This is a genomic window from Bacillus cereus (genome assembly GCF_002564555.1).
In the GTDB taxonomy this organism is placed as follows: domain Bacteria; phylum Bacillota; class Bacilli; order Bacillales; family Bacillaceae_G; genus Bacillus_A; species Bacillus_A cereus_K.
Genome location: NZ_NUVD01000104.1, coordinates 171,389 through 192,434, shown reverse-complemented (window position 1 = coordinate 192,434; position 21,046 = coordinate 171,389). Strand labels below are relative to the sequence as shown.

Genomic DNA, 21,046 nt, shown 5'->3' with positions numbered 1-21,046 from the left:
TTTTTAAAATAAATATAGAGTAATAAAAGTTTACTAATATGAGAGGAGAATTGTAATGAATACATTATCAACAAAGTTAGTAGTAGCAATCGGAATTGGATCAGCCTTATACGGGATATTAGGACTTTGGGGATTTACTATTGCACCAAATACATTTATTAAACCTGGATTAGCTATATTAACCATTTTTGGAACATTATTTGGTCCAGTGGCTGGACTGTTAATAGGACTTATCGGTCATACAGTAACAGATACGATCACTGGCGGAGGTATTTGGTGGGGCTGGGTAGTTAGCTCAGGAATTATTGGTTTTGCGATGGGTCTCATTCAAAAACGAGTTGGCTTTAGTGTGAAAAACGGGACGTATAGTAAGGGGGATATTTCTTATTTAGCAATTGCTGGGTTAGTTGGTATAGTTATTGCCATTATTTTTGCTGGGGCATTCGATATTATTGTGATGGGAGAACCATTTGATAAAATTGTTATCCAAGTACTAGGAGCAACAATTTCTGATGTTATTGTATTCTTAGTTCTTGGATTACCGATTACAATTGGCCTAGCTAAATCGAATAAAAAACATACACATTTAAAAATTGAAAAGTAGGGATATAAACATGCAACCAATTATTTCGTTTGAACAATTCACCTTTCAATACGGGCATGCTGCGCAGCCTACTTTAAAAGATATTACATTTCATATAAATTCTGGCGAAAAAGTACTAATTGCTGGACGAAGTGGTTCAGGAAAGTCGACATTAGCTCATTGTATCAATGGGCTAATCCCATTTTCTTATGAAGGGATTAGTACTGGTAACGTTTTAATTGCCGGAAAAGACCCGAGGAAAGGCAGTATTTTTGAACAGAGTAAACATGTAGGAACAATTTTGCAAGATCAAGATGCTCAGTTCATTGGCCTTACAGTAGAAGAAGATGTGGCTTTTTATTTAGAAAATGAATGTATAAATCAAGATGAGATGAAAAAGATTGTTTCGGGCTCATTAACAAAGGTAAAGATACCTACTTTTCACAAACGAAGTCCACATGAATTATCAGGAGGTCAAAAGCAGACTGTTTCTTTGGCAGGTCTATTAACAACAAATGCCGATATATTATTGTTTGATGAACCGTTAGCAAACCTAGATCCGCTAAGTAGTTTACATACGATAGAGCTTATTAAAGATATACATAAACAATATAATAAAACAATTGTAATTATCGAACATCGAATAGAAGAAATTTTAAAACTGGATTTAGATAAAATTATTTTAATTGATGAAGGTGTAGTTGTTGCGATAGGGACACCAGAAGAGATATTAACGTCTCATATATTACCTCGTATCGGTTTAAGAGAACCGATATACATTGAAGCACTAAAGAAATTAAATTTTGATAGTAGTAATGACGTAATATATCCACTTGAAAACCTTCAAAAGGAAAGAATCTATAACGTTATAAAAGAGTGGATGAATAAGCAAGTTGTATTAAAAAGTAATACTAAAAACAAGGAATTACTTAAAGTAGAGAATTTGTCATTTTCTTATCCTAATAAACAAAAAGCATTAAAAAATGTAAGTCTATCAATATGCGAAGGAGAAATTGTAGCACTGTTGGGACATAATGGAGCTGGGAAATCAACATTAGCCCATAGTCTGATTGGTATAAATAAAATAAAAGATGGAGAAATTTTGTTAGATGGAGTAACTATCAATTCTTGGTCTATTCGTAAACGCGGGGAGATTATCTCTTATGTGATGCAAAATCCAAATCATATGATTACACAACCTACTGTTTTAAAAGAGGTCTCATTTACATTAAAATTAAAAAAGTCTTCTAAGGAAGAAATTAAATATAGAGCTGAAGAATCGTTAAAAATCTGTGGTTTATATCCATTTCGTAATTGGCCAATTCAAGCACTAAGCTACGGACAAAAAAAGAGATTAACTATCGCATCTGTATTAACAACAAACCCTAAACTTATCATATTAGATGAACCGACAGCTGGACAAGATTATTATCATTATAAACAGTTTATGTCGTTTATTAAAAAGCTAGCTAAAAAGGGAATATCTTTTATTTTTATCACACACGATATGAATCTAGCATTAGAATATGCAGACCGAGCGATAGTTCTACATGAAGGGGGAATTATTGCGAATAATACGGTGTCTACTGTATTAGGGCATGAAGAAACGTTACAAAGAGCAAATCTAAGTGAGAGTTCTTTGTTCAAGCTAATTAGATTTAGTGGAATTTCATATTCAGAAAAGTTTCTGGAACTGTATTTCGATGTTAACAGGAGGGAGGAAGATGCATAACACATATTTTCATCGTATGGATGGGGCAGTGAAATTACTTCTATTTATATTTTGTATGACGTTTACTTTTTTATTTTTTGATTTTCGTATATTGCTAATATTATTTATTATTGGATGTATCGGACTCTTAATTGCTAAAATTCCACTACGTAAAATTTTTATTGTTTTTAGTGTTATATTTACATTTAGTTTATTAAACTCTGTCATGATTGTATTTATTACACCAACCCATGGATCTGAATTAACCGGATCCTATACTTCATTTTTACATATTGGCTATGACACAATTACATTTGAAACATTATTTTATGCAGCTACACTCTCATTAAAGTATTTTACGTTATTACCATTTACACTTATCTTTATTTACACGACAGATCCAAGTGAATTTGTAAGCAGTTTAAGTAAACTTGGTATTCATTATAAAATTACATATGCAATAAATATAGCATTACGCTATATACCTGACATTCAGTCTGAATATAAAGTTATTAAACATGCGCAAGAAGCAAGGGGAGTAGCTTTTGAAAAAGGAGAAGCAAGTTTATGGATTCGTATGAAAAATCGTATTTTAATTTTCTGGCCTCTAATCATTCATTCTCTAGAAAGAATCGATATAGTTTCAAATGCAATGGATTTAAGAGGATTTGGCAAGAAAGATAAACGTACGTGGTTCTATACAAATAAAGCGAAAAGTGGGGATTTCATGGCTTTATTTGCAGGTGTTTTTATTTTAATGGTTGCAGTATATTTAAAACTAAATGTATTTCAAAATTTTTGGTATCCATTTTAAAGCACTCACAAGCGAGTGCTTTTACTTATTTTTCGGTGGACATGCTCAAAAAAGGGATATACACATAATGTATAATACGAACCAGTTAAAATGATCAACTACCTATTAGTTTTCAAACCAAAAGGAGGAGAAAATATGAGTTTCGGTGGTTCTTGTGGTTTTGGTGGAGGTTTCGCTTTATTAGTTGTGTTATTTATTTTATTAATTATTGTAGGGTGCAGCTGCTGGGGCGGAGGGTACTAATTATTAATTAGTCTCCACAAATGTAAATTTAAAAAACATTGTAGATACTCATGTATCGAAACAAATAAAAAAGGAGCTATTATGCTCCTTTTTTATTTGTTTTAAGATGGAACCTTAATTTTTTGGGAATGTAATCATCAAAGTTGTGCCTTTATTAACAACACTTTGAATTTTTAAAGTTCCATGCATCGTTTCAATAATCTTAACAGCGACCATCGTACCTAAACCAGTACCTTTCGTTTTCGTACTAAAATACGGTTCACCAAATCGATTTATTTGCTCTTGTGACATTCCAACTCCGTGATCCTCTATTCGTATGACCACTTTATTATTGCTAATAGATGATGAAATATTTAAGGTGCCACCATTCGGCATTGCTTCGATACCATTTTTTATTAAGTTTAAAAAACATTGTTGAAAGTGCTGTTTATTGCCAATTATCGTTGCCTTGGAGAAGTTTTTTGTAATATGTATCGTATTCATATTACATAATGGCAAGATCATATTAATAACTCGATTTAACTCTTGTTCTACTGCAATATGATCTAATTTTTCTGAAGCTGGCTTGGCAAACGTTAAATAATCATCAATAATCTCCTGGGCACGATTTAATTCTTCAAGTATATGTTCAATATATTCGTCTCTTGATGCAGGAGTTAAATTTGGTGTTTTTAAAAGTTGTGTAAACCCTTTTACAACAGTTAAAGGATTTCGTACTTCGTGCGATATACTAGCAGCGAGTTGGCTAACAATCTCCATTTTTTCCATTTTAATTAATTTTGACCGCATAAATACTGCATCTTTTAGTACTTCATTAAAATAAACAATAAATAGCATCAAAGTAGTTGGTAATATTATAAAATAAATAATATACAAATTATTCACTTCAAAGTCTGATAAAGTTAATACAATCACAGTTGTAAATATCGCTAGGAAAAAAGTTAAAAACATAGCAAAAGCTACTTTAACTTTTCTATTATATGTATTAAATTTTGAAGATGCGAATGCTGTAATGATAAGCATAGTGCCATAAACAATGACTGTTAACATGTTAAATCCATAAAATGAAAATCTTGTAATTAACAAAATAGTAAACAATATGATACCGACAGGGAATCCACCGTAAAGTGTACCTATTATAACTGGGATTTGCCTTAAATCATGAATACAATTTTCATCCATATAGATAGGGTATCTCATACATAAAATAAGTGGCACACTCGTACAAATCGTAATGAGTAGTGTTTTATATTTCTTTAAATAACGACCACTATCATATATGAAATAAAAAACAACTATACTACTTAAAATGTATAAAAGATTATTTAATACGTTTTGATTAATATAAACAAAGTCCATAATATTTGCCTCGTTATTCTGAATTTCCATTTCATATGTATTATACATGATAAAAGTATAAACTCTATATTTGTTTTCAGAATATAGGCTTATATCTTTTCAGTATTAGACATCTTTAACCATGCTTCATAAAATTCTTTAACTGATGCATATCGTTCTGCACGGTTTTCATTTACAGCACGAGATGCTACCTCATATAATTCTCTACTTGCGTCCCATTTAATAAAGGAACGATCTAGTTCGCCCCCTAAAAGCGTGAAGGCTATCGCACCCATATTAAATACATTTGTTCTCTCATCAATCATAGTGTTTAGCTGAAATTCCTCAGGAGACATAAAACGCGAGGACCCCCATAGTCTTCCCATTATATTTATGTATGGTTTTTTAGCGTATAAATCAATATCACAAATCTTCGTCTCATTTGTATTAAAATCATATAAAATACTACCGTCATAAAAATCTATCGCTACATAGTTTTTCTGTTCTACATATGTATGGAAAGAAAAAATGGAATTTAATGAATTCATTCGTGCCCTTACAGATAAATGCTTAAATTTATAAAAGGGAGAGCTTGGATTTTTATATTTTTCTGGAGGTGGGAAGCTCCAGTGAGGATGAAGACATTCACCTTCAAACCAATCAAAGATTAAAACATATCCATTTTGCACTGGAAAGTGTTCAATTAATTTTATAAGTGATTCATGTTTTAATTCTTTGTATAGAGGAACTGAACTTTTTAACCTTTCAATAGCAGCATCTGTAATTCCGTTATATGCAATTGTTTGCGCTCCTGCATATTTAACAAACTTCTTAAAGCCATTTTTTTCAACACCAAAGCATATATTACCTGAATCCTGTTGATCAAAAACTGCAAATACGTTCCCTAATTTTATAAGCCAATCAAAATTATGATTTTCTTTTAACTGGAAAGTTACATGCTTCAACCTAATTTCAATTGGAATATCTTTCATAATTCACCCCAAATTTAATATAATAAAATTGTATATTTCAATATTCGACATAATTTATAAAAATCCTATCTTAATAGCATGAAATTTTATAAATATAATGATTAGCACTTATACAGAGGTGAAGAAAATGGATCAACAAATTGTTATTAAACCATATCAAAAAGAATGGCAGGAAGAATATTTAAAAGAGAAAGATAAATTTTGTTCTTTATTAGGAGAAGAAATGATTGCTATTGAACATATAGGGAGTACAGCCGTAGAAGGATTAAGCGCTAAACCTCTTATTGATATGATGATTGGCGTAACGGATTTACAAATTACCGAAGAGTGGACTAAAAATTTTTCGATAATTGGCTATGAGTATGTCCCGAAAGAAACACCTAATTGGTGTTTTTTTAGAAAGGGAAAATGGAGGGCTGGTACCCACCATTTACATGTTTATATTTATAATAGTGACGAATGGAGAAACAACCTTTTCTTTCGAGACTTTCTTATAACTAATGAATGGGCACGAAAGGAATATAAAGAATTAAAAGAAAAACTGGCTATTACATTTCCTTTTGATCGTGTGTCATATACAAAAGCAAAAGCGCCTTTTATTCAAAAAATATTAAAATTAGCTGAAAAAGATTTATAGAAAGTTCAAGTGATTTTGAAATTCTCATTTTAATTTAATCTTACTTTCATGCTCTTTTCTTTTTCTTTTGATAAACTGCTTCTCAAAGATTGTAAAAGGAAAGGAGCTGAATTAGATGGAGAAAATACTTAGAAATAAATATTTCCATATGTATGTTAAAATAATAGGTATTACAATTATCATTTGCAGTGCAGTGTTATTAGTGATTAATGTAATATACGGGAACGTATTAAATGTTAAATGGTTAAATAAAAAATTAGGTTCTTTCGGTGAATATGGCGCAATTATAGCTGCATCTTTATGGTTTTTACGTCAAATATGGTTATTTTTAAAGAAGAAAAATATACTTGGGTTTAAATTTTTTAAAGAGCTATATCTTTTTATAAAAAAGTTTCACGTATTAATCGGATACGCTGTAATAGCCGTATCGATTACTCACGGGTTATATTTTTTTATAAAAGGAAGTCGTCATATATTACTCATATATAGTGGTATATTTTCTCTTTTAACCTTAATCGTTCTAGGGTTTATCGGATTTTTCTTACAAAAACCTAATAAAAAAACAAACTTGATTTTGTATCGAAAAGCACATCAAATCATTGCAGTTATATTTGGGATTGGATTACTCATTCACTTAACCGTATAGGAGGAATTATCGTTGCAACATATATTAATTATTGAGGATGAGGAAAGTTTATCAGACTTTTTAGAGCTAGAACTAAAATATGAAGGATATAGAGTAGATATACAGCCTGATGGGAGAAAGGGATTAGAAGTTGCACTTGAAAAGAATTACGACCTCATATTACTCGATTTAATGCTTCCAGGATTAAATGGATTGGAAGTATGTCGTCGATTAAGAGCGACTAAAAAGACACCAATTATTATGCTGACTGCTCGCGATAGTATTATGGATCGTGTGACAGGATTAGATAGTGGAGCTGATGATTATCTTCCGAAACCATTTGCGATCGAAGAATTATTAGCTCGTATGAGGGTTATTTTTAGACGAGAAGAAAACATAGAAAGCAAGAACGTCTCATTTCTTACGTTCAAAGATTTACAGCTCCAAATTGAATCTCGAACTATTACAAAAGAAAATGAAGAAATTGAACTTACAAATAAAGAATTTGAGCTATTACTTATGTTTATGAAAAATATTAATCGAGTACTTACCCGTGATGTTTTATTGGATCAAGTATGGGGATACGATGCAATGGTTGAGACGAATATCGTTGATGTATATGTTCGTTATTTACGGAATAAGTTACATAGCGTTGATAAGGAGGAATATATCCAAACTGTCCGAGGTGCAGGATATATAATGAAATGATAAAAAATATTATGTTTCGAATTCGAAATCTACCTATAAAGTGGAAGTTAACACTTTGGTCCACTACATTAGTATTTATTTTATTTATGTTATATAGCGCTTTGCAATTTATTGTAATTAATAAATGGACTATAGATTATGAACAAAAACAAATAAATAGACAAGTGACAGAAATAGCGGCATATTTCCAAGATAAAAACGATAGCCTCTCGAGTAAAACGTTTGAAAATAGTAAAGATTTCCTGAATAATATGATTGATAAACATCAAATGATTCGTATTATCGACATGAATGGGATACCGATTGTTTCTGTTTCAAGAGATTTTAATGAAGCTTGGATAAAACCGAAACATGTTACAGAGGATGAATCTTTTATAAAAAGACATCTAGACGATCGAATATTAGTTGAGCGCATACCAATTCAAACAAAAGAGTTTACCGGAACAATCGAACTTACGAAAAACTTAGAGACTTTTGATCATTTATTAAAAATTATTTTAGTGGTAATGGTTATTGCTGGAATCTGCGGATTGATATTTAGTTTTTTAGGTGGAATACTTATAACGAAAAAACTATTATCAAGCGTTCAAAATATAACTGATACGATGAAGCGTATTAAGAAAAACGGATTAAATGAACGGGTTCCAGTACGCGAAAATAATGATGAACTTGCGAAATTATCGTTTCTTTTTAACGAAATGATGGATGAAGTAGAAACCTCTTTTACACAACAGAAACAATTTGTAGAAGACGCATCTCATGAATTAAGAACGCCATTAACAATCATTCAGGGACATTTATCGATGTTAAATCGATGGGGGAAAAATGATCCAGCGGTATTAGATAAATCTCTTCAATCCAGTTTAAAAGAAGTAGATCGTTTAAATAGATTGGTTTCAGAATTGCTAGAACTATCCAGGGCTGAATCTGAACAGATGCATCCAATAGCAGCTGAGCCAGTCCATGTAAATAGCATATTAAAACAAGTAACACAAAACTTTGTGTTACTTCAAACTGACTTTCAATTTGATATGAAATTGGATGCAGATGCAGCATATGTGTCAATGCCATCACCTTACCTAGAACAAATTATTATTATCATAATGGATAACGCAGTTAAATATACAAAAGAAGTTAATAAGTATATTTGTATTGAATCCAGTTTGCAATCAGAGAAAGTTAAAATTCGTATAATAGATCGTGGAGCGGGAATACCTGAAGCGGATTTGCCTTTTGTTCTTAACCGCTTTTATCGAGTTGATAAAGCGAGAAGTAGAAAACAAGGGGGGAATGGGCTAGGTTTATCTATTGCAAAACGACTAGTGGAGAAATATAACGGAACTATTCACATAGAGAGTACAGAAAACGAGGGAACAATCGTTACGATTACCATACCATGCATAATAAAATAAGTGATTAGAAATAATGAAAAGAAGGGATGTTTTGTACATTCCTTTTTTTGCGGTTAAATCATTTTGTTTATTTCGAATTCCAAGAAATATTTTCCATATACATAATTATCGATATAATTCGTTTCAGCATTGCTAAATGTATTATGGGAAAATGAGAATTAGATGAGAAAAGCTTAAGCCCATTTTCATATTGATGTTGTATACTGTGTAAATCAAGAACACTTGTATGTAAGGAGAGAGAATTATGAATTACACAGTATTTCAATGGTTTAATAATTTTGCAGGATCGTCCAAGCTATTAGATACGCTAATGATCGCTATTACAAATAGCACTGCGTATGTGGCGATACTGTTTATGCTTATTTTATGGTTCAATAACGGAAAGAAAGAGAATGCAATTAGAAAGCAATATACAGTTTTATATACGTCGCTTTCCGTTATAATTGCATTACTCGTAAACGTTCTTATACATGCGGTATATAATCATCCGCGTCCTTTTGTAACACATAATGTACATCAATTAGTACCACATGCAGCAGATTCATCATTTGTAAGTGATCATTCTGTGCTTGTATTTTCCATTGCGTTCGTATTTATTCTTAGAGGAGAAAAACTGAAGTATATCGCACTTATATGGGCAATATTAGTTGGCATATCACGCATGTACGTAGGAGTTCATTATCCTTTAGATATACTTGGTGCTGCTTTCTTAACATTTATTATAAGCGGCTTAGTAATGCAAAGTACACGAATGTTTGAACCGATAGCGAAATTTATTTTCAAAATGTATGCATTGGTAGCAAGACGAATTCCCTTTTTAGCGAAATATAACCATATAGCTTAGTCTTAAGAAACTATTTTTTGTAGCTTTGTTTGAAAAAAGTTCCCACCTTTGGTATCTATAGGGGGAACTTTTTTATTGAATAAAAAGCTATTGGAAATGAAATGTTGAAAAAACGGCGCATTGTCAACAAGTAGTTAGACTAAACAGTGTAGGAAATATGAATACAGTAATGGGTGTAAAAAAAAGCATTATTATTGATATCTCAAATCCGTTTATTAAGGCGGGCTTTTAATTTTTAATAATAACAGTTAGGTTACGAAAATAATTAAAAAGATACGGTATCAGTAATATTAAGGTTACACCTACAACAGTCACGGATATAATTTTAATTACCTCTTTCTTTATATTTTTCTCCAAAAAACACCTCCTGACTCATTCGGAAAACTATTGTAATGACACAATAATTATATACCCTTATTTTTCCAAAGACGATATTTATGTTTAACATGTGTAGAAACTACTCATCTATTTAACAAATATATGATTGTTTTATTATCGCAATCGGAATGAACTTAGTTTCTTTTTACACGATAATTCAAAAAGTATAGTTATTATTTGAATATTCTTTAATTTCACGCACCGTATTTGAATGAAATAAATGCAAAACAAAAATAACAATAATAAGGTTTACATTGTTTTAAAGGAATTAAACAGAAAACTTCGAAACATATAGTATCGAAAACAAACACAAAGATTACATATTTTATCGCGCATCTTCGCAGTAATCAATTAAAAAAGAAAGGAGATAAAAATGCATAAACTTCAAACAAATAAAGGCGCTCGATATATGATGGTTGCTTTTATAGTTCTGTTTCTTATTATGCTTTTACGTTTTTTTTACATTCAAGCAGTAGGGGTTGTGCACAATGTTAATGTAACGGACCTTGCGAATGAACAACATAATAAAAAAGGTGTGTTGGAAGCGAATAGAGGCACAATTTATGACCAAAATGGAAAGGTATTAGTTCAAGATTCGACAACGTATCGAATTGTTGTAAATTTAAAAGGAAACGATAAAGTGAAAAATAAAGATGAAACTGCTCAACAGTTGGCAGATGTGCTTGAAATTGATAAAGAAGAAGTAATAAAAAATTTTCATGAAGGACGTACACAAGTTGAAATTGGAAAAATTGGTCGGAACTTATCTAGAGAAACGAAGGAAAAAATTAAGAAATTAAAAATACCGGGTGTATCTTTTATGCCAGAGAAAGCAAGAGTGTATCCAAATGAAGACTTTGCATCTTATATACTTGGTTTTGCCAGGCCAGATGATAAAGGGAATACAGAGGGGAAATTTGGACTTGAAAAAAGTTTGGATAAATATTTGCGGGCTACAAACGGGAATGTAGAATATGTAGGCACGCGAGGAGGTATACCGCTTACAAATGATATAGGTAAAGTAGAACCTGCTAAACATGGAAATAACGTATACCTTACGCTTGATAAACAAATTAATAGTTTTTTAGAAGAAGCAATGAACAAAGCAGAAGAACACTATGATCCTACCATGTTACTAGGAATCATCGCAGACCCAAAAACAGGAAAAGTTTTAGCGATGTCTAGTAAACCTAGTTTTAATCCGAATAAAGGTGATATCGAATACTTTTTAAATGATCCAATAGCAAACGCATACGAACCAGGTTCAACAATGAAAGTGTTTACGTTAGCCGCTGCAATTAATGAAGGGGTATATAATGGGAAAGAGTATTTTCAATCAGGAAAATATTCTGTTGGTTCATCTGATATAAAAGATCATAATGGTGGATTTGGATGGGGATCTATTACATTTGATGAAGGTTTTGAAAGATCATCGAACGTAGCTTTTTCTATTTTAGAAGATCAGTTACTAAAACCAAATAAGTTTAAACAATACATGAATAAATTTGGATTCAATCAAAAAACAGGAATAGATTTACCTGGTGAAAGTAAAAATACTTTATTATTAAATACACAAATTCAACAAGTTACAACTTCTTTCGGTCAAGGTTCCACCGTAACTCCTATTCAATTAATCCAAGCAGCAACTGCTATAGCAAATGACGGGAAAATGATGCAACCATATATCGTTGATAAAGTTGTAAATCCAACAAACAAACAAGTTATTATGGAAAATCAACCGAAAGAAATTGCGAAACCGATAAAAAAAGAGACAGCAGATAAGGTAAGAAGCTTAATGGAGCGTGTTATTACGTCTTCAAAAGGGACTGGAACAATGTATAAAGTGGATGGGTATCCGATTGGAGGTAAGACAGGAACAGCACAAATTCCGAACCCTGAAAATGGACGATATATGGAAGGGAAAGAAAATTATATTTTTTCATTTTTAGGGATGGCCCCGATTGATGATCCGGAGTTAATCGTATATTTAGCTATTAAACAACCGAAATTAAAGGGGGATGAGTATGGAGCTCAGCCTCTTGCTGAAATCTTTAAACCGGTTATGAAAAATAGCCTTGAATATTTAAAGGTGAAACCATATACGGAAAAACAAATGACAGATGCAACGAAGCAATCTCAATTAAAAGTACAAAACTACGTCAATCAATCAATGGGTACAGTAGAGAATAGTGTAAAAAAAGAGAAGCTCCAACCAATAATTTTAGGTGAAGGAAAAATAATAAAACAATATCCACAATCTGGCGAGGTAATGAGCGAAGGAGATCGTATATTTCTATTAGGGAATAACGCAAAAATGCCAAATGTAAAAGGGTGGTCCATGCGTGATGTTATGTATTTCTCCAAGCTATTAAAATTAGATTTAAAAACCTCAGGTTCAGGCTATGTAACGAGTCAAAGCATTGAAAAGGGACAAGATATACGAGAAGGAGATACTTTAGAAATAGAATTAGAACCACCGCTACAACCGTTAGTGGAGGCAAATGCAAATTAATTCGGACAGTTTGAATAGCCTATATATGATAGGTTATTTTTTAGGATTACAAGTAATTTCACGCACCGTAATTTTCAGAAAAAACAATAAATAAAACAGCTAACAATGAAGTGATTTAAAATGTCTGATTATTTTTTATTTACAGTTATATCAAGTTGTGATAACATGAAAAAAATCAAATGCAGTGAAGAGAAGAGTAAATAAAATGAATTTTTCACAGAGAGCTCCATTAAGCTGAAAAGGAGCAAAAATTCTTTATTGAACCAAGCCTCTGAGCAGCACATCGGAACCTTTTATTGGGGGATGGTGTGACGGGAGCTCCCGTTATAGAGCTAAGGTATAAGCATGAAAATAATGCAGTACCTGATAAGGTTAATATGGAGACATATTAATAAACTAGGGTGGCACCGCGATGATCAATCTCGCCCCTAAGACTACAAGTCTTGGGGGTGGGATTTTTTTATTGTTTTAAAACAATTTGGAAAGCGGGGACCTGAAGTGAAAAATTTGCTTAAAGATTGGAAATATCCTTTATTACTACTGTCCGGAGTTGGTATTGCGAATTTAGGTGCATGGATTTATTTAATAGCACTTAATGTACTTGTTTATAATATGGGCGGCTCAGCCTTAGCTGTTGCTACTTTATATGTAATAAAACCATTAGCCACTTTATTTACAAACGCTTGGTCAGGAAGTATGATTGATCGTTTAAACAAACGAAAGTTAATGATTCACCTTGATATTTATCGTGCAGTATTTATTGCTATTTTACCTTTGATTTCATCCCTTTGGCTTGTTTATCTCTTAGTATTTTTTATAAGCATGGCCAGTGCGATTTATGAACCAACTGCTATGACGTATATGACGAAATTAATACCAGTTGAGCAGAGACAACGTTTCAACGCATTACGTAGTTTAATAGGATCTGGTGCATTTTTAATTGGTCCAGCGATAGCCGGAGTATTGTTAATTGCGAGTACACCAGCATTTGCTATTTATATAAATGCTATAGCATTTATATTATCAGGGTTAATTACATTATTTTTACCTAATCTTGATAAAAAGTACAATTCTAATACAGCAAGTGATAAGTTATCTCTAGCTGTATTAAAAAAAGATTGGAACATAGTTTTAAGTTTTAGCAAAAAATCTGTGTATATTGTATGTGTTTACTTCCTATTTCAAGGGATGATAGTATTAGCTACTGCTATTGATTCACTTGAGCTTTCATTTGCGAAAGAAGTTTTATTGTTATCAGATAGTGAATACGGTTTTCTAGTTAGCATCGCTGGTGCAGGATTTATATTAGGTGCAATAACAAATACAATCTTGTCAAAAAAATTAGCACCTTCATTTCTAATTGGAATAGGATCATTATTCATCGCAATTAGTTATTTGATTTATGCTTTTTCAAATGAATTTTTAATAGCTGCTATTGGATTCTTTATTTTATCTTTCTTTATGGCATATGCAAATACAGGTTTTTATACCTTTTACCAAAATAACGTTCCTGTTCATATGATGGGACGGATTGGGAGTATATATGGGCTTATTATTGCTGTGGTAACAATTTTTATAACAATACTCTCTGGTATTGCAACTCAATTCATTTCTATACAACTTGTAGTCATCGTAGGAGCATTAGTAATGTTATTTATAACTATCGTATTATGTGTATTTACTTTATTGCCATCACAATCTAAGGTGTGTTCTACTGAATCAATAAATTCGAAATGAATTTTGTTTTCTTATTAACGATTTATCGTATTTAATAAGAGGGTTCTTTCCCCTTTATATGGAAAAATAATAAGGGGAAAGAACGATACCGAAAGACAGGGGTGGTTGTTGTGATAAAAATAAAAGATGAAATGGATAAAATTATAAAAGAAATGCATAAGAAAATAGATTTCTCTGGAGTTGTTTTAGTAAAAAAAGAAAAAGAATTAATATATGAAAAAGCGTTTGGTTATGCAAATCGAAGTGAATGTATAAACAATACACTGCAAACAAGATTCGGAATTGCCTCAGGATGTAAAATTTTCACTGCAATTGGCATCTGTCAACTTGTTGAAAAAGGTGTTATTTCTTTTCATACAAAATTAAAAGATTGTTTAGATATTAAATTTCCAAACTTCAATGAAAATATTACAATACATCAGCTTTTAACGCATAGTTCGGGTATTCCAGATTATTTTGATGAAAGTATAATGGATAACTTTGAAGATCTTTGGAAACAAACCCCCATGTATCTTTTAAAAAGTTTAAGAGACTTTTTACCATTATTTCAAAACGGTAATATGATGTTTGCACCAGGAAGTAAGTTTCACTACAATAATGCAGGTTTTATCATACTCGGATTAATTATAGAACAACAGTCAGGACTTGAATTTACGGAATATATAGAAAGAAAAATATTCATGACAATTGGCATGAATGACTCAGGTTATTTTTCTTTAGATCATTTACCTAAAGATACAGCCATTGGATATATAAAAGATGCAAATAATCAAAAATGGAGAACAAATGTATACTCTATGCCTATAAAAGGAGGCGCTGATGGAGGTGCTTACGTTACCGCACCAGACATGTTGAAATTTTGGGAGGCTCTATTTAATAATAATATATTAAGCCACCAATATATGAATTTACTTTTAACTCCTCATATTTCAGTGAATGATAGTCAGTCTTACGGATATGGAATATGGATTGAGAAAAGACAAGGAAATATTTATAAATATCATGTAATGGGCTATGATCCAGGCGTCAGTTTTCGTTCAGCCGTTTATCCAGATTTGGGAATTACAGTAGTTATTCCTTCGAATAAAGGAGCGGGACCTGAGAAGTTAATGAAAGAACTAGAAAAATCTTTTTGAAAAAGTTAAAAGAGTTCATGATGGTGTCTGCTTTGGTATGTAATTTTAATATTACAACAAGCGTTTAGGTAAAAGTCTTCAGTTCAATTACAGAATGAGGACTTTTTGTTACCGAATCATACTATTTTATATTTTCATATCGATATCTAATTATAATATTAAATAGGAAGGTACTAAAAGACGTACGAGTAAAAAGTACGTCTTTTTATTTTTATAAATAATGCTTAAGACTGACGGAAAAACAAATTCCATATTTTACTATTTTAATTAGGTATCGTATTTCAAGTATGGAATAAAAAGAGAGGAATATAATTTTTATAGGTAAACAAGTATATAGGAGGACACTAGATGGATATTTTACTTGTTATTCTTATTATCGTATTAATGCAAGGTAAGGAACGTAAAGTGAAAATTAATCGTATTTGGCTCGTACCGGCTTTGTTGTGTTTTGTAACAATCCAGCCCATTATTCATATGGGACAATTAACTATATTACAAGTATTGCTATTTGTTGCAATGCTCGGAATCGGCTTAGGTCTAGGCATTATACGGGGAAAATCTTTAACCTTTCGATTAGATAGTGAAACGGGCCATGTATTACGAAAGGGGAATTGGCTTAGTACAATTATTCTCCTTGTTATTTTAGCTACAAAAGTCATAATTAAGCAAAGTATGTTTTCTGGTAGTACACACTATACATTAATGATTGTAACAAATGCTTTTTTATGTATCACATTAGGTACCGTAGCTAGTAGACGATTTTATATTTGGAAAAAATACAATGAACTAACTCAAAAAGTGTAAATAGATTCATCCCTTGTTTAACGATCCTTTAAATGGTAATACTAATTAACATTGAACTTTTACAACAAGGGATGATAATATGATATTCATTTACACAGATTTCGGTGGCACACATACAACTTCACTTGCTGCAGCGTATCATTTAAATAAATTACCAACTGATCGGAAGTTAACGAAAGAAGAAATATTAAATGTCGAGTACTTCAATAAATTAAAAACAGAAGATATGGGGAAAATTATTTTTCGCGGAATAGATGAGAACGGTAATCCTGTATATACAATTGGGTGTGGTGCATCAAAAGTCGTGGTACCTGCGATGAAACATTTAGGTGAGATTCTGCAAAAACATTATCAAAACCAGGATAAGATTGTTTTTTCTAATACATCACCAACAGTACCTTTACCTATGACTTTAGGAGGTCTGTTTTCTAGAAGATTACATATAGATTTTATCGGTGTCCCGTTACTCGTATGGGGAGCGAAAATTTGTTGTGATAACATACAAAGGCTTGTCAGCTATACGAAAGAAGCTGGGCGGTTAACGAATGACTATGTTGTTATCTTAGATAATGAAACTTTTAAATAATGTAGGATAAGAAGAAAATTAGGCAAACGCTTTAATTTTCTTCTTTTATTTATGAAACAGACAAATAATAGTCACATTTGATGCGCATCTACTATAGCCAAAACAATAAAGTCCTGTTACTATTACAGGGATATTCTCTTTTCATAACATAAATATATAGAAAAATTAGAAAAGAGGAATTGAATTAAGGGAGGAACAACATGAAGCGTGTTGCTTGGATTACCGATAGTACAACTGCGAGTTTTACAACAGAAGGAGATAACTTTGTTATTCCAATTGAAGTTATTATTGATGGAGTGTCGTACAAAGATTGTGAAGAAGGTGTACGTGAACGTGTTTATATTGCGTTAAGAGAAGGTAAAACTGTCACTACATCACAACCTAACATTGGGGAAATGGTAGATTTATTTACGAAATGCAAAGAAGAATACGAAGAAGGATTTGCAGTTGCTATTAGCGGGAAAGTAAGTGGAACCTATCAAAACATGAAGCTAGCTGCAGAAATGGCAGGTTTTCCTTTAACCGTATTAGATAGTGAAACAACAAGTTATCCGATGGATGAATTAATTAGAAAAGCGAAATCGTTATACAATGAAGGTATGACTTTACAAAATATACACAATATATTAGTTGATGAAAATAGAAGACCTTTTCATGTATTTCCAAAAAGTTTAAAAGGTCTATACGCAAGTGGACGTGTAAAGGGAGTTCAATTTTTACTTGGAAGTTTATTAAGTGTTAACTTAATATTAGAAGTAAAAGGTGGAGAACTTTTACTTGAAAAGAAGGTTCGCAAAATCCAAAAATGTAGAGAATATATTAAAAATGAACTGGAAAAAGAGTTACCTAAAGTACTTCATATGTTCCATGCTAATGATAAACCTGGAGCTGAAGAATGGATTTCAGATATAAGACAAGCATTTCCTGAAATAGATTTCAAACTATATCCATTACCAATTTCATTTGCTGTTCATGCAGGTGAGGGTACAATTGCGATTAGTTATTAGCAGTAAAGCCCGTGAATCATTTGCGGGCTTTTTTATTTAATTATAATGAAAGTGAGGTCCCGACAAATACCTAGTAACTTAGGGAACGTAACTGTCCAAATTACATAAAAACGGCCCATATTTTATGTAATGAAAAGTTGAATAAATTGACATTGAGTATCATTTTCATTTAATATAAAGTCGTTACATTTAATTGGGCATGATTTTTGTAAAAAAGAAGGCTACTTTTTATTAATATAATAGATTTCCATTACGGTGTTACTTTCAAGAACTATCACTGATTTTTTAGGAATTTAAACGTAGGAAGGGATATAATAAAATGAACTGGAAAAAAGGCGGATTATGGGTTATTATTTTTTTCATTGTAAAAGGTACGATATCTACACTATTAATTGTTACAGGTGCTAAATATTTTGACTTATCATTTATGCAACTTTTAGTACTAATAATGATATTAGTACTGATTTCTCTAATAGGTCGTAAATTCCTTTATAGACATAAACAAACCAAAAAGCAAAAAGAGATAAATATATAATAAAGCCCCAGAGACCTTTGGATTTCTGGGGCTTTACTTTGACAGTCTAACTAACTGACAGTTTAATTGCACAAGAAATACCACTATAGACTATAGTGTTTAACGTAACTATATGATATTGTGACATGTTTAAAAAGCGCAGGATCATTATCCTGCGCTTTTCTATCGTAATTCAGCTGTTTTTCTAATAATAATCTTATCAATGTCATCTTCTTCATCACCAATAAATAATCCGCGCTCTTTTAAATACGCTTCAAAATATAAATCTGCTTCGGCACGTTCATCATATGGCTTCACGGACAGAACGAAACCTAATTTATTTTGCTCCTCTAAATGAGAAGTGGATATGTAAGCCGGTATGTTGTGGCGTAAAAAGAGTTCTTTAACTGGAATAATCATATCTTTCATTAATTTCGTTAACATACCCATTTCAAACTCGAAATTAAAGCGATCTATACTAGATAAATCAGCAAAGACTACACCGATAAAACCTGTATTAAATACTTCTTGATATTCTACATCTTCGTCATGGCCGCCGTAAAAATTCTTTTCGATTAAATAATTTACAAAATAAGCAACGCCATCACTTTGTTCAAATGGTTTCGTTGAAAGAACGAAGCCAATTTTCTTTTGTTTATGTAAGTACACACATGACATGTATGCTGAAATGTTATGTTCTTTAAATAGAGAACTCGTTGCCCCAGAGAGGCCATCTAAAACGTGATGAACGATTTGGAGTTTTTTACGAGCAAAATAATAGGATTTCTTTTGTAACTCCAATGTATCAATAAAGACAGAGCCAATAAAGCCTGTATTTGAAATAATAGGTGTTTGCTTTTTTCTTCCTCTGCGCTTTGCTTGAGCCATTGTAAAAATCATCCCTTCATGTACGAGTAAAATATAAAAAGAACGTTTGTTCGTATATTTATATTTTACTATTAAAACGCCCTAAAGTAAAGGTTTTTTGAAGAAAAAACCACAAAAAAGACACCAATAAAAGGTGTCTTAAACGTTGTAGGGAACAGGGTTCATCCCAACTATTTATATTATGATACAGAAACAATTTCTTCTGTATCTTCTACATCTAAATGACAGTCCATAGTACGAACATCTTGATCTTCATGACTTCCGAAATAAATAGTAATTTTCATATGTATCGCTCCTTTATTCTAGGAATACCTAAAATAATTACTAGTAATGTTAATATTTATTATATACCACTTTTTTCATTCCGACAACGTTATATCATTTTTAATTCTTTCCTACTACAATGCATCCTATAAAGGCGTTACAAAGGGCGTTTTCAAAGAATAAGTAAAATTCCTTATATGTTATATTTAATATAAGAGTTATTAAAATATTATTTTCTATGAAGGGAGAAAGATTGATGAATTATCAAAAGTTACTTTTAGATAATTTCACATATAAAACTACATTTGTTTGAATAAAACGTCCAAATCAAATTGCTTTCATATAGGAGCTAACAAATCGTTATGAAAAAAATAAGTATCATTACATTCATTTGTTTCTTAATTGTAGTAAGTGTTTTTATGTGTTATCAAATGAATGAGCATAAACATACAAAAGCTATAACTCAATCAAATCATATAAAAAACATTGCACATCGAGGGGCTTCTGTATATGCACCGGAACACACAATTGCTGCTTATAAATTAGGACAACAATTAAAAGGTGACTATTTAGAAATAGATCTTCAAATGACAAAAGACGGACATTTAATAGCGATGCATGATGAAACATTAAACCGTACAACAAACGGTAAGGGACTAGTTAAAGAACATACATTAGAAGAAATAAAGCAATTAAATGCAGGCTCTTATTTCAATGAAAAGTATCCCAACTTAGCAAAGACAGCATTTGAAATTGCTAAAGTCCCAACGTTAGAAGAAATAATTGAAACCTTTGGGCATAATGCAAACTATTATATTGAAACGAAATCACCTGATGAATATCCTGGTATGGAAGAAAAGCTATTAGAAATTATAGATAAATACGAAATTAAAGATAAGGTTATTATTCAATCATTTAGTGAAGACAGTCTCCGAAAGATTCATAGTATAAATGTACATATCCCTTTAGTGCAATTATTATCATATAAAAAAGCAGTTCAATTGACAGAGTTAGATATAGAAAAGTATAAAACATACTGCATAGGTCTTGGTATGAATTATAAATATATTGATTCAGGTTATGTAAAGAAAATAAGGAAACATGGATTAGAAGTTCATCCATTTACAGTAGATAATGAAAAGGATATGAAAAAGTTACTTTCATGGGGCGTCGATGGGATGTTTACTAATTATCCAGATCGTTTGCATTCCATACTGGATCTAAAAAATCATGAATAAGAAGTATTATTCATAAAGGAATAATTTACACAACTTGTAAGTTTAATAGGGTTGTTAATGAAAAGTGAAGTAAAT

At 31.4% G+C, this 21,046-nt stretch carries 20 protein-coding genes and 1 other annotated feature; of the genes, 17 read left to right on the top strand and 3 right to left on the bottom strand.

Features of this window, described 5'->3' with window-relative positions:
- The first annotated feature begins 55 nt into the window (after positions 1–55).
- The 4 genes from COI75_RS24455 to COI75_RS24440 all read left to right on the top strand — a co-directional run bounded on the left by COI75_RS24455 (position 56) and on the right by COI75_RS24440 (position 3,351).
- Positions 56–604, top strand: coding sequence for an ECF-type riboflavin transporter substrate-binding protein (locus tag COI75_RS24455; RefSeq protein ID WP_001094754.1), 549 nt, complete (start codon positions 56–58; stop codon positions 602–604).
- Positions 605–614: 10 nt separating this feature from the next.
- Positions 615–2,315 (top strand): ABC transporter ATP-binding protein, encoded by a 1,701-nt coding sequence (locus COI75_RS24450; protein ID WP_001182500.1) that lies wholly within the window; start codon positions 615–617, stop codon positions 2,313–2,315.
- Complete coding sequence (locus COI75_RS24445) at positions 2,308–3,108, top strand: energy-coupling factor transporter transmembrane component T family protein (protein ID WP_000552025.1); 801 nt, start codon at positions 2,308–2,310, stop codon at positions 3,106–3,108. The genes COI75_RS24450 and COI75_RS24445 overlap by 8 nt, the downstream gene beginning before the upstream one ends.
- 135 nt (positions 3,109–3,243) lie before the next feature.
- Positions 3,244–3,351: a YjcZ family sporulation protein gene (locus COI75_RS24440; RefSeq protein WP_000007807.1), complete on the top strand. Its 108-nt coding sequence runs from the start codon at positions 3,244–3,246 to the stop codon at positions 3,349–3,351.
- 114 nt (positions 3,352–3,465) lie between these two features.
- Here COI75_RS24440 and COI75_RS24435 read toward each other — a convergent pair whose 3' ends face one another.
- Positions 3,466–4,758 carry a sensor histidine kinase gene (locus COI75_RS24435; protein WP_002095616.1) on the bottom strand — a complete coding sequence of 431 codons (1,293 nt, stop codon included), beginning with the start codon at positions 4,756–4,758 and terminating at the stop codon, positions 3,466–3,468.
- A gap of 41 nt (positions 4,759–4,799) precedes the next feature.
- Entirely contained in the window at positions 4,800–5,681 is an 882-nt protein-coding gene (locus tag COI75_RS24430) for a protein kinase domain-containing protein (protein WP_000651936.1), read from the bottom strand.
- A gap of 127 nt (positions 5,682–5,808) precedes the next feature.
- On the opposite strand from COI75_RS24430, the gene COI75_RS24425 reads away from it, so the two are divergent.
- The 12 genes from COI75_RS24425 to COI75_RS24370 all read left to right on the top strand — a co-directional run bounded on the left by COI75_RS24425 (position 5,809) and on the right by COI75_RS24370 (position 18,602).
- Complete coding sequence (locus COI75_RS24425; protein WP_000372693.1) at positions 5,809–6,318, top strand: GrpB family protein; 510 nt, start codon at positions 5,809–5,811, stop codon at positions 6,316–6,318.
- Positions 6,319–6,433: 115 nt separating this feature from the next.
- The gene (locus COI75_RS24420) at positions 6,434–6,964 is read left to right on the top strand and encodes a hypothetical protein (RefSeq protein WP_000411449.1); all 531 of its coding nucleotides are present in this window, start codon (positions 6,434–6,436) and stop codon (positions 6,962–6,964) included.
- 12 nt (positions 6,965–6,976) lie between these two features.
- Entirely contained in the window at positions 6,977–7,651 is a 675-nt protein-coding gene (locus COI75_RS24415) for a response regulator transcription factor (protein ID WP_001163830.1), read from the top strand.
- Entirely contained in the window at positions 7,648–9,063 is a 1,416-nt protein-coding gene (locus tag COI75_RS24410; protein WP_000594476.1) for a HAMP domain-containing sensor histidine kinase, read from the top strand. Before COI75_RS24415 ends, COI75_RS24410 begins: the two co-directional genes overlap by 4 nt.
- Positions 9,064–9,307: 244 nt before the next feature.
- Positions 9,308–9,907 (top strand): undecaprenyl-diphosphatase, encoded by a 600-nt coding sequence (locus COI75_RS24405; RefSeq protein WP_001110137.1) that lies wholly within the window; start codon positions 9,308–9,310, stop codon positions 9,905–9,907.
- Between the two features lie 751 nt (positions 9,908–10,658).
- On the top strand, positions 10,659–12,797 hold the full coding sequence (locus tag COI75_RS24400) for a penicillin-binding protein (RefSeq protein ID WP_000549374.1): 2,139 nt from the start codon (positions 10,659–10,661) through the stop codon (positions 12,795–12,797).
- A gap of 175 nt (positions 12,798–12,972) precedes the next feature.
- Positions 12,973–13,230, top strand: a binding site (T-box leader).
- Positions 13,231–13,295: 65 nt separating this feature from the next.
- Positions 13,296–14,534, top strand: coding sequence for an MFS transporter (locus COI75_RS24395; RefSeq protein ID WP_000793354.1), 1,239 nt, complete (start codon positions 13,296–13,298; stop codon positions 14,532–14,534).
- Positions 14,535–14,644: 110 nt separating this feature from the next.
- A complete protein-coding gene (locus COI75_RS24390; protein ID WP_000590510.1) occupies positions 14,645–15,670 on the top strand; it encodes a serine hydrolase domain-containing protein in 1,026 nt (341 codons plus the stop codon).
- Positions 15,671–16,018: 348 nt separating this feature from the next.
- Positions 16,019–16,474, top strand: coding sequence for a DUF1453 family protein (locus COI75_RS24385; RefSeq protein WP_000353704.1), 456 nt, complete (start codon positions 16,019–16,021; stop codon positions 16,472–16,474).
- A 79-nt stretch (positions 16,475–16,553) separates the two neighbouring features.
- The gene (locus COI75_RS24380) at positions 16,554–17,060 is read left to right on the top strand and encodes a DUF3189 family protein (protein ID WP_000576346.1); all 507 of its coding nucleotides are present in this window, start codon (positions 16,554–16,556) and stop codon (positions 17,058–17,060) included.
- Positions 17,061–17,260: 200 nt separating this feature from the next.
- Complete coding sequence (locus tag COI75_RS24375) at positions 17,261–18,067, top strand: DegV family protein (RefSeq protein ID WP_000831938.1); 807 nt, start codon at positions 17,261–17,263, stop codon at positions 18,065–18,067.
- 319 nt (positions 18,068–18,386) lie between these two features.
- Complete coding sequence (locus COI75_RS24370; RefSeq protein WP_001104098.1) at positions 18,387–18,602, top strand: hypothetical protein; 216 nt, start codon at positions 18,387–18,389, stop codon at positions 18,600–18,602.
- 162 nt (positions 18,603–18,764) lie between these two features.
- On the opposite strand, the gene COI75_RS24365 is transcribed toward COI75_RS24370, so the two are convergent.
- The gene (locus COI75_RS24365) at positions 18,765–19,481 is read right to left on the bottom strand and encodes a hypothetical protein (protein WP_141535150.1); all 717 of its coding nucleotides are present in this window, start codon (positions 19,479–19,481) and stop codon (positions 18,765–18,767) included.
- A 614-nt stretch (positions 19,482–20,095) separates the two neighbouring features.
- Between COI75_RS24365 and COI75_RS24355 the strand changes: the two genes are divergently transcribed.
- Positions 20,096–20,971 carry a glycerophosphodiester phosphodiesterase gene (locus tag COI75_RS24355; protein ID WP_000723969.1) on the top strand — a complete coding sequence of 292 codons (876 nt, stop codon included), beginning with the start codon at positions 20,096–20,098 and terminating at the stop codon, positions 20,969–20,971.
- Positions 20,972–21,046: the final 75 nt, after the last annotated feature.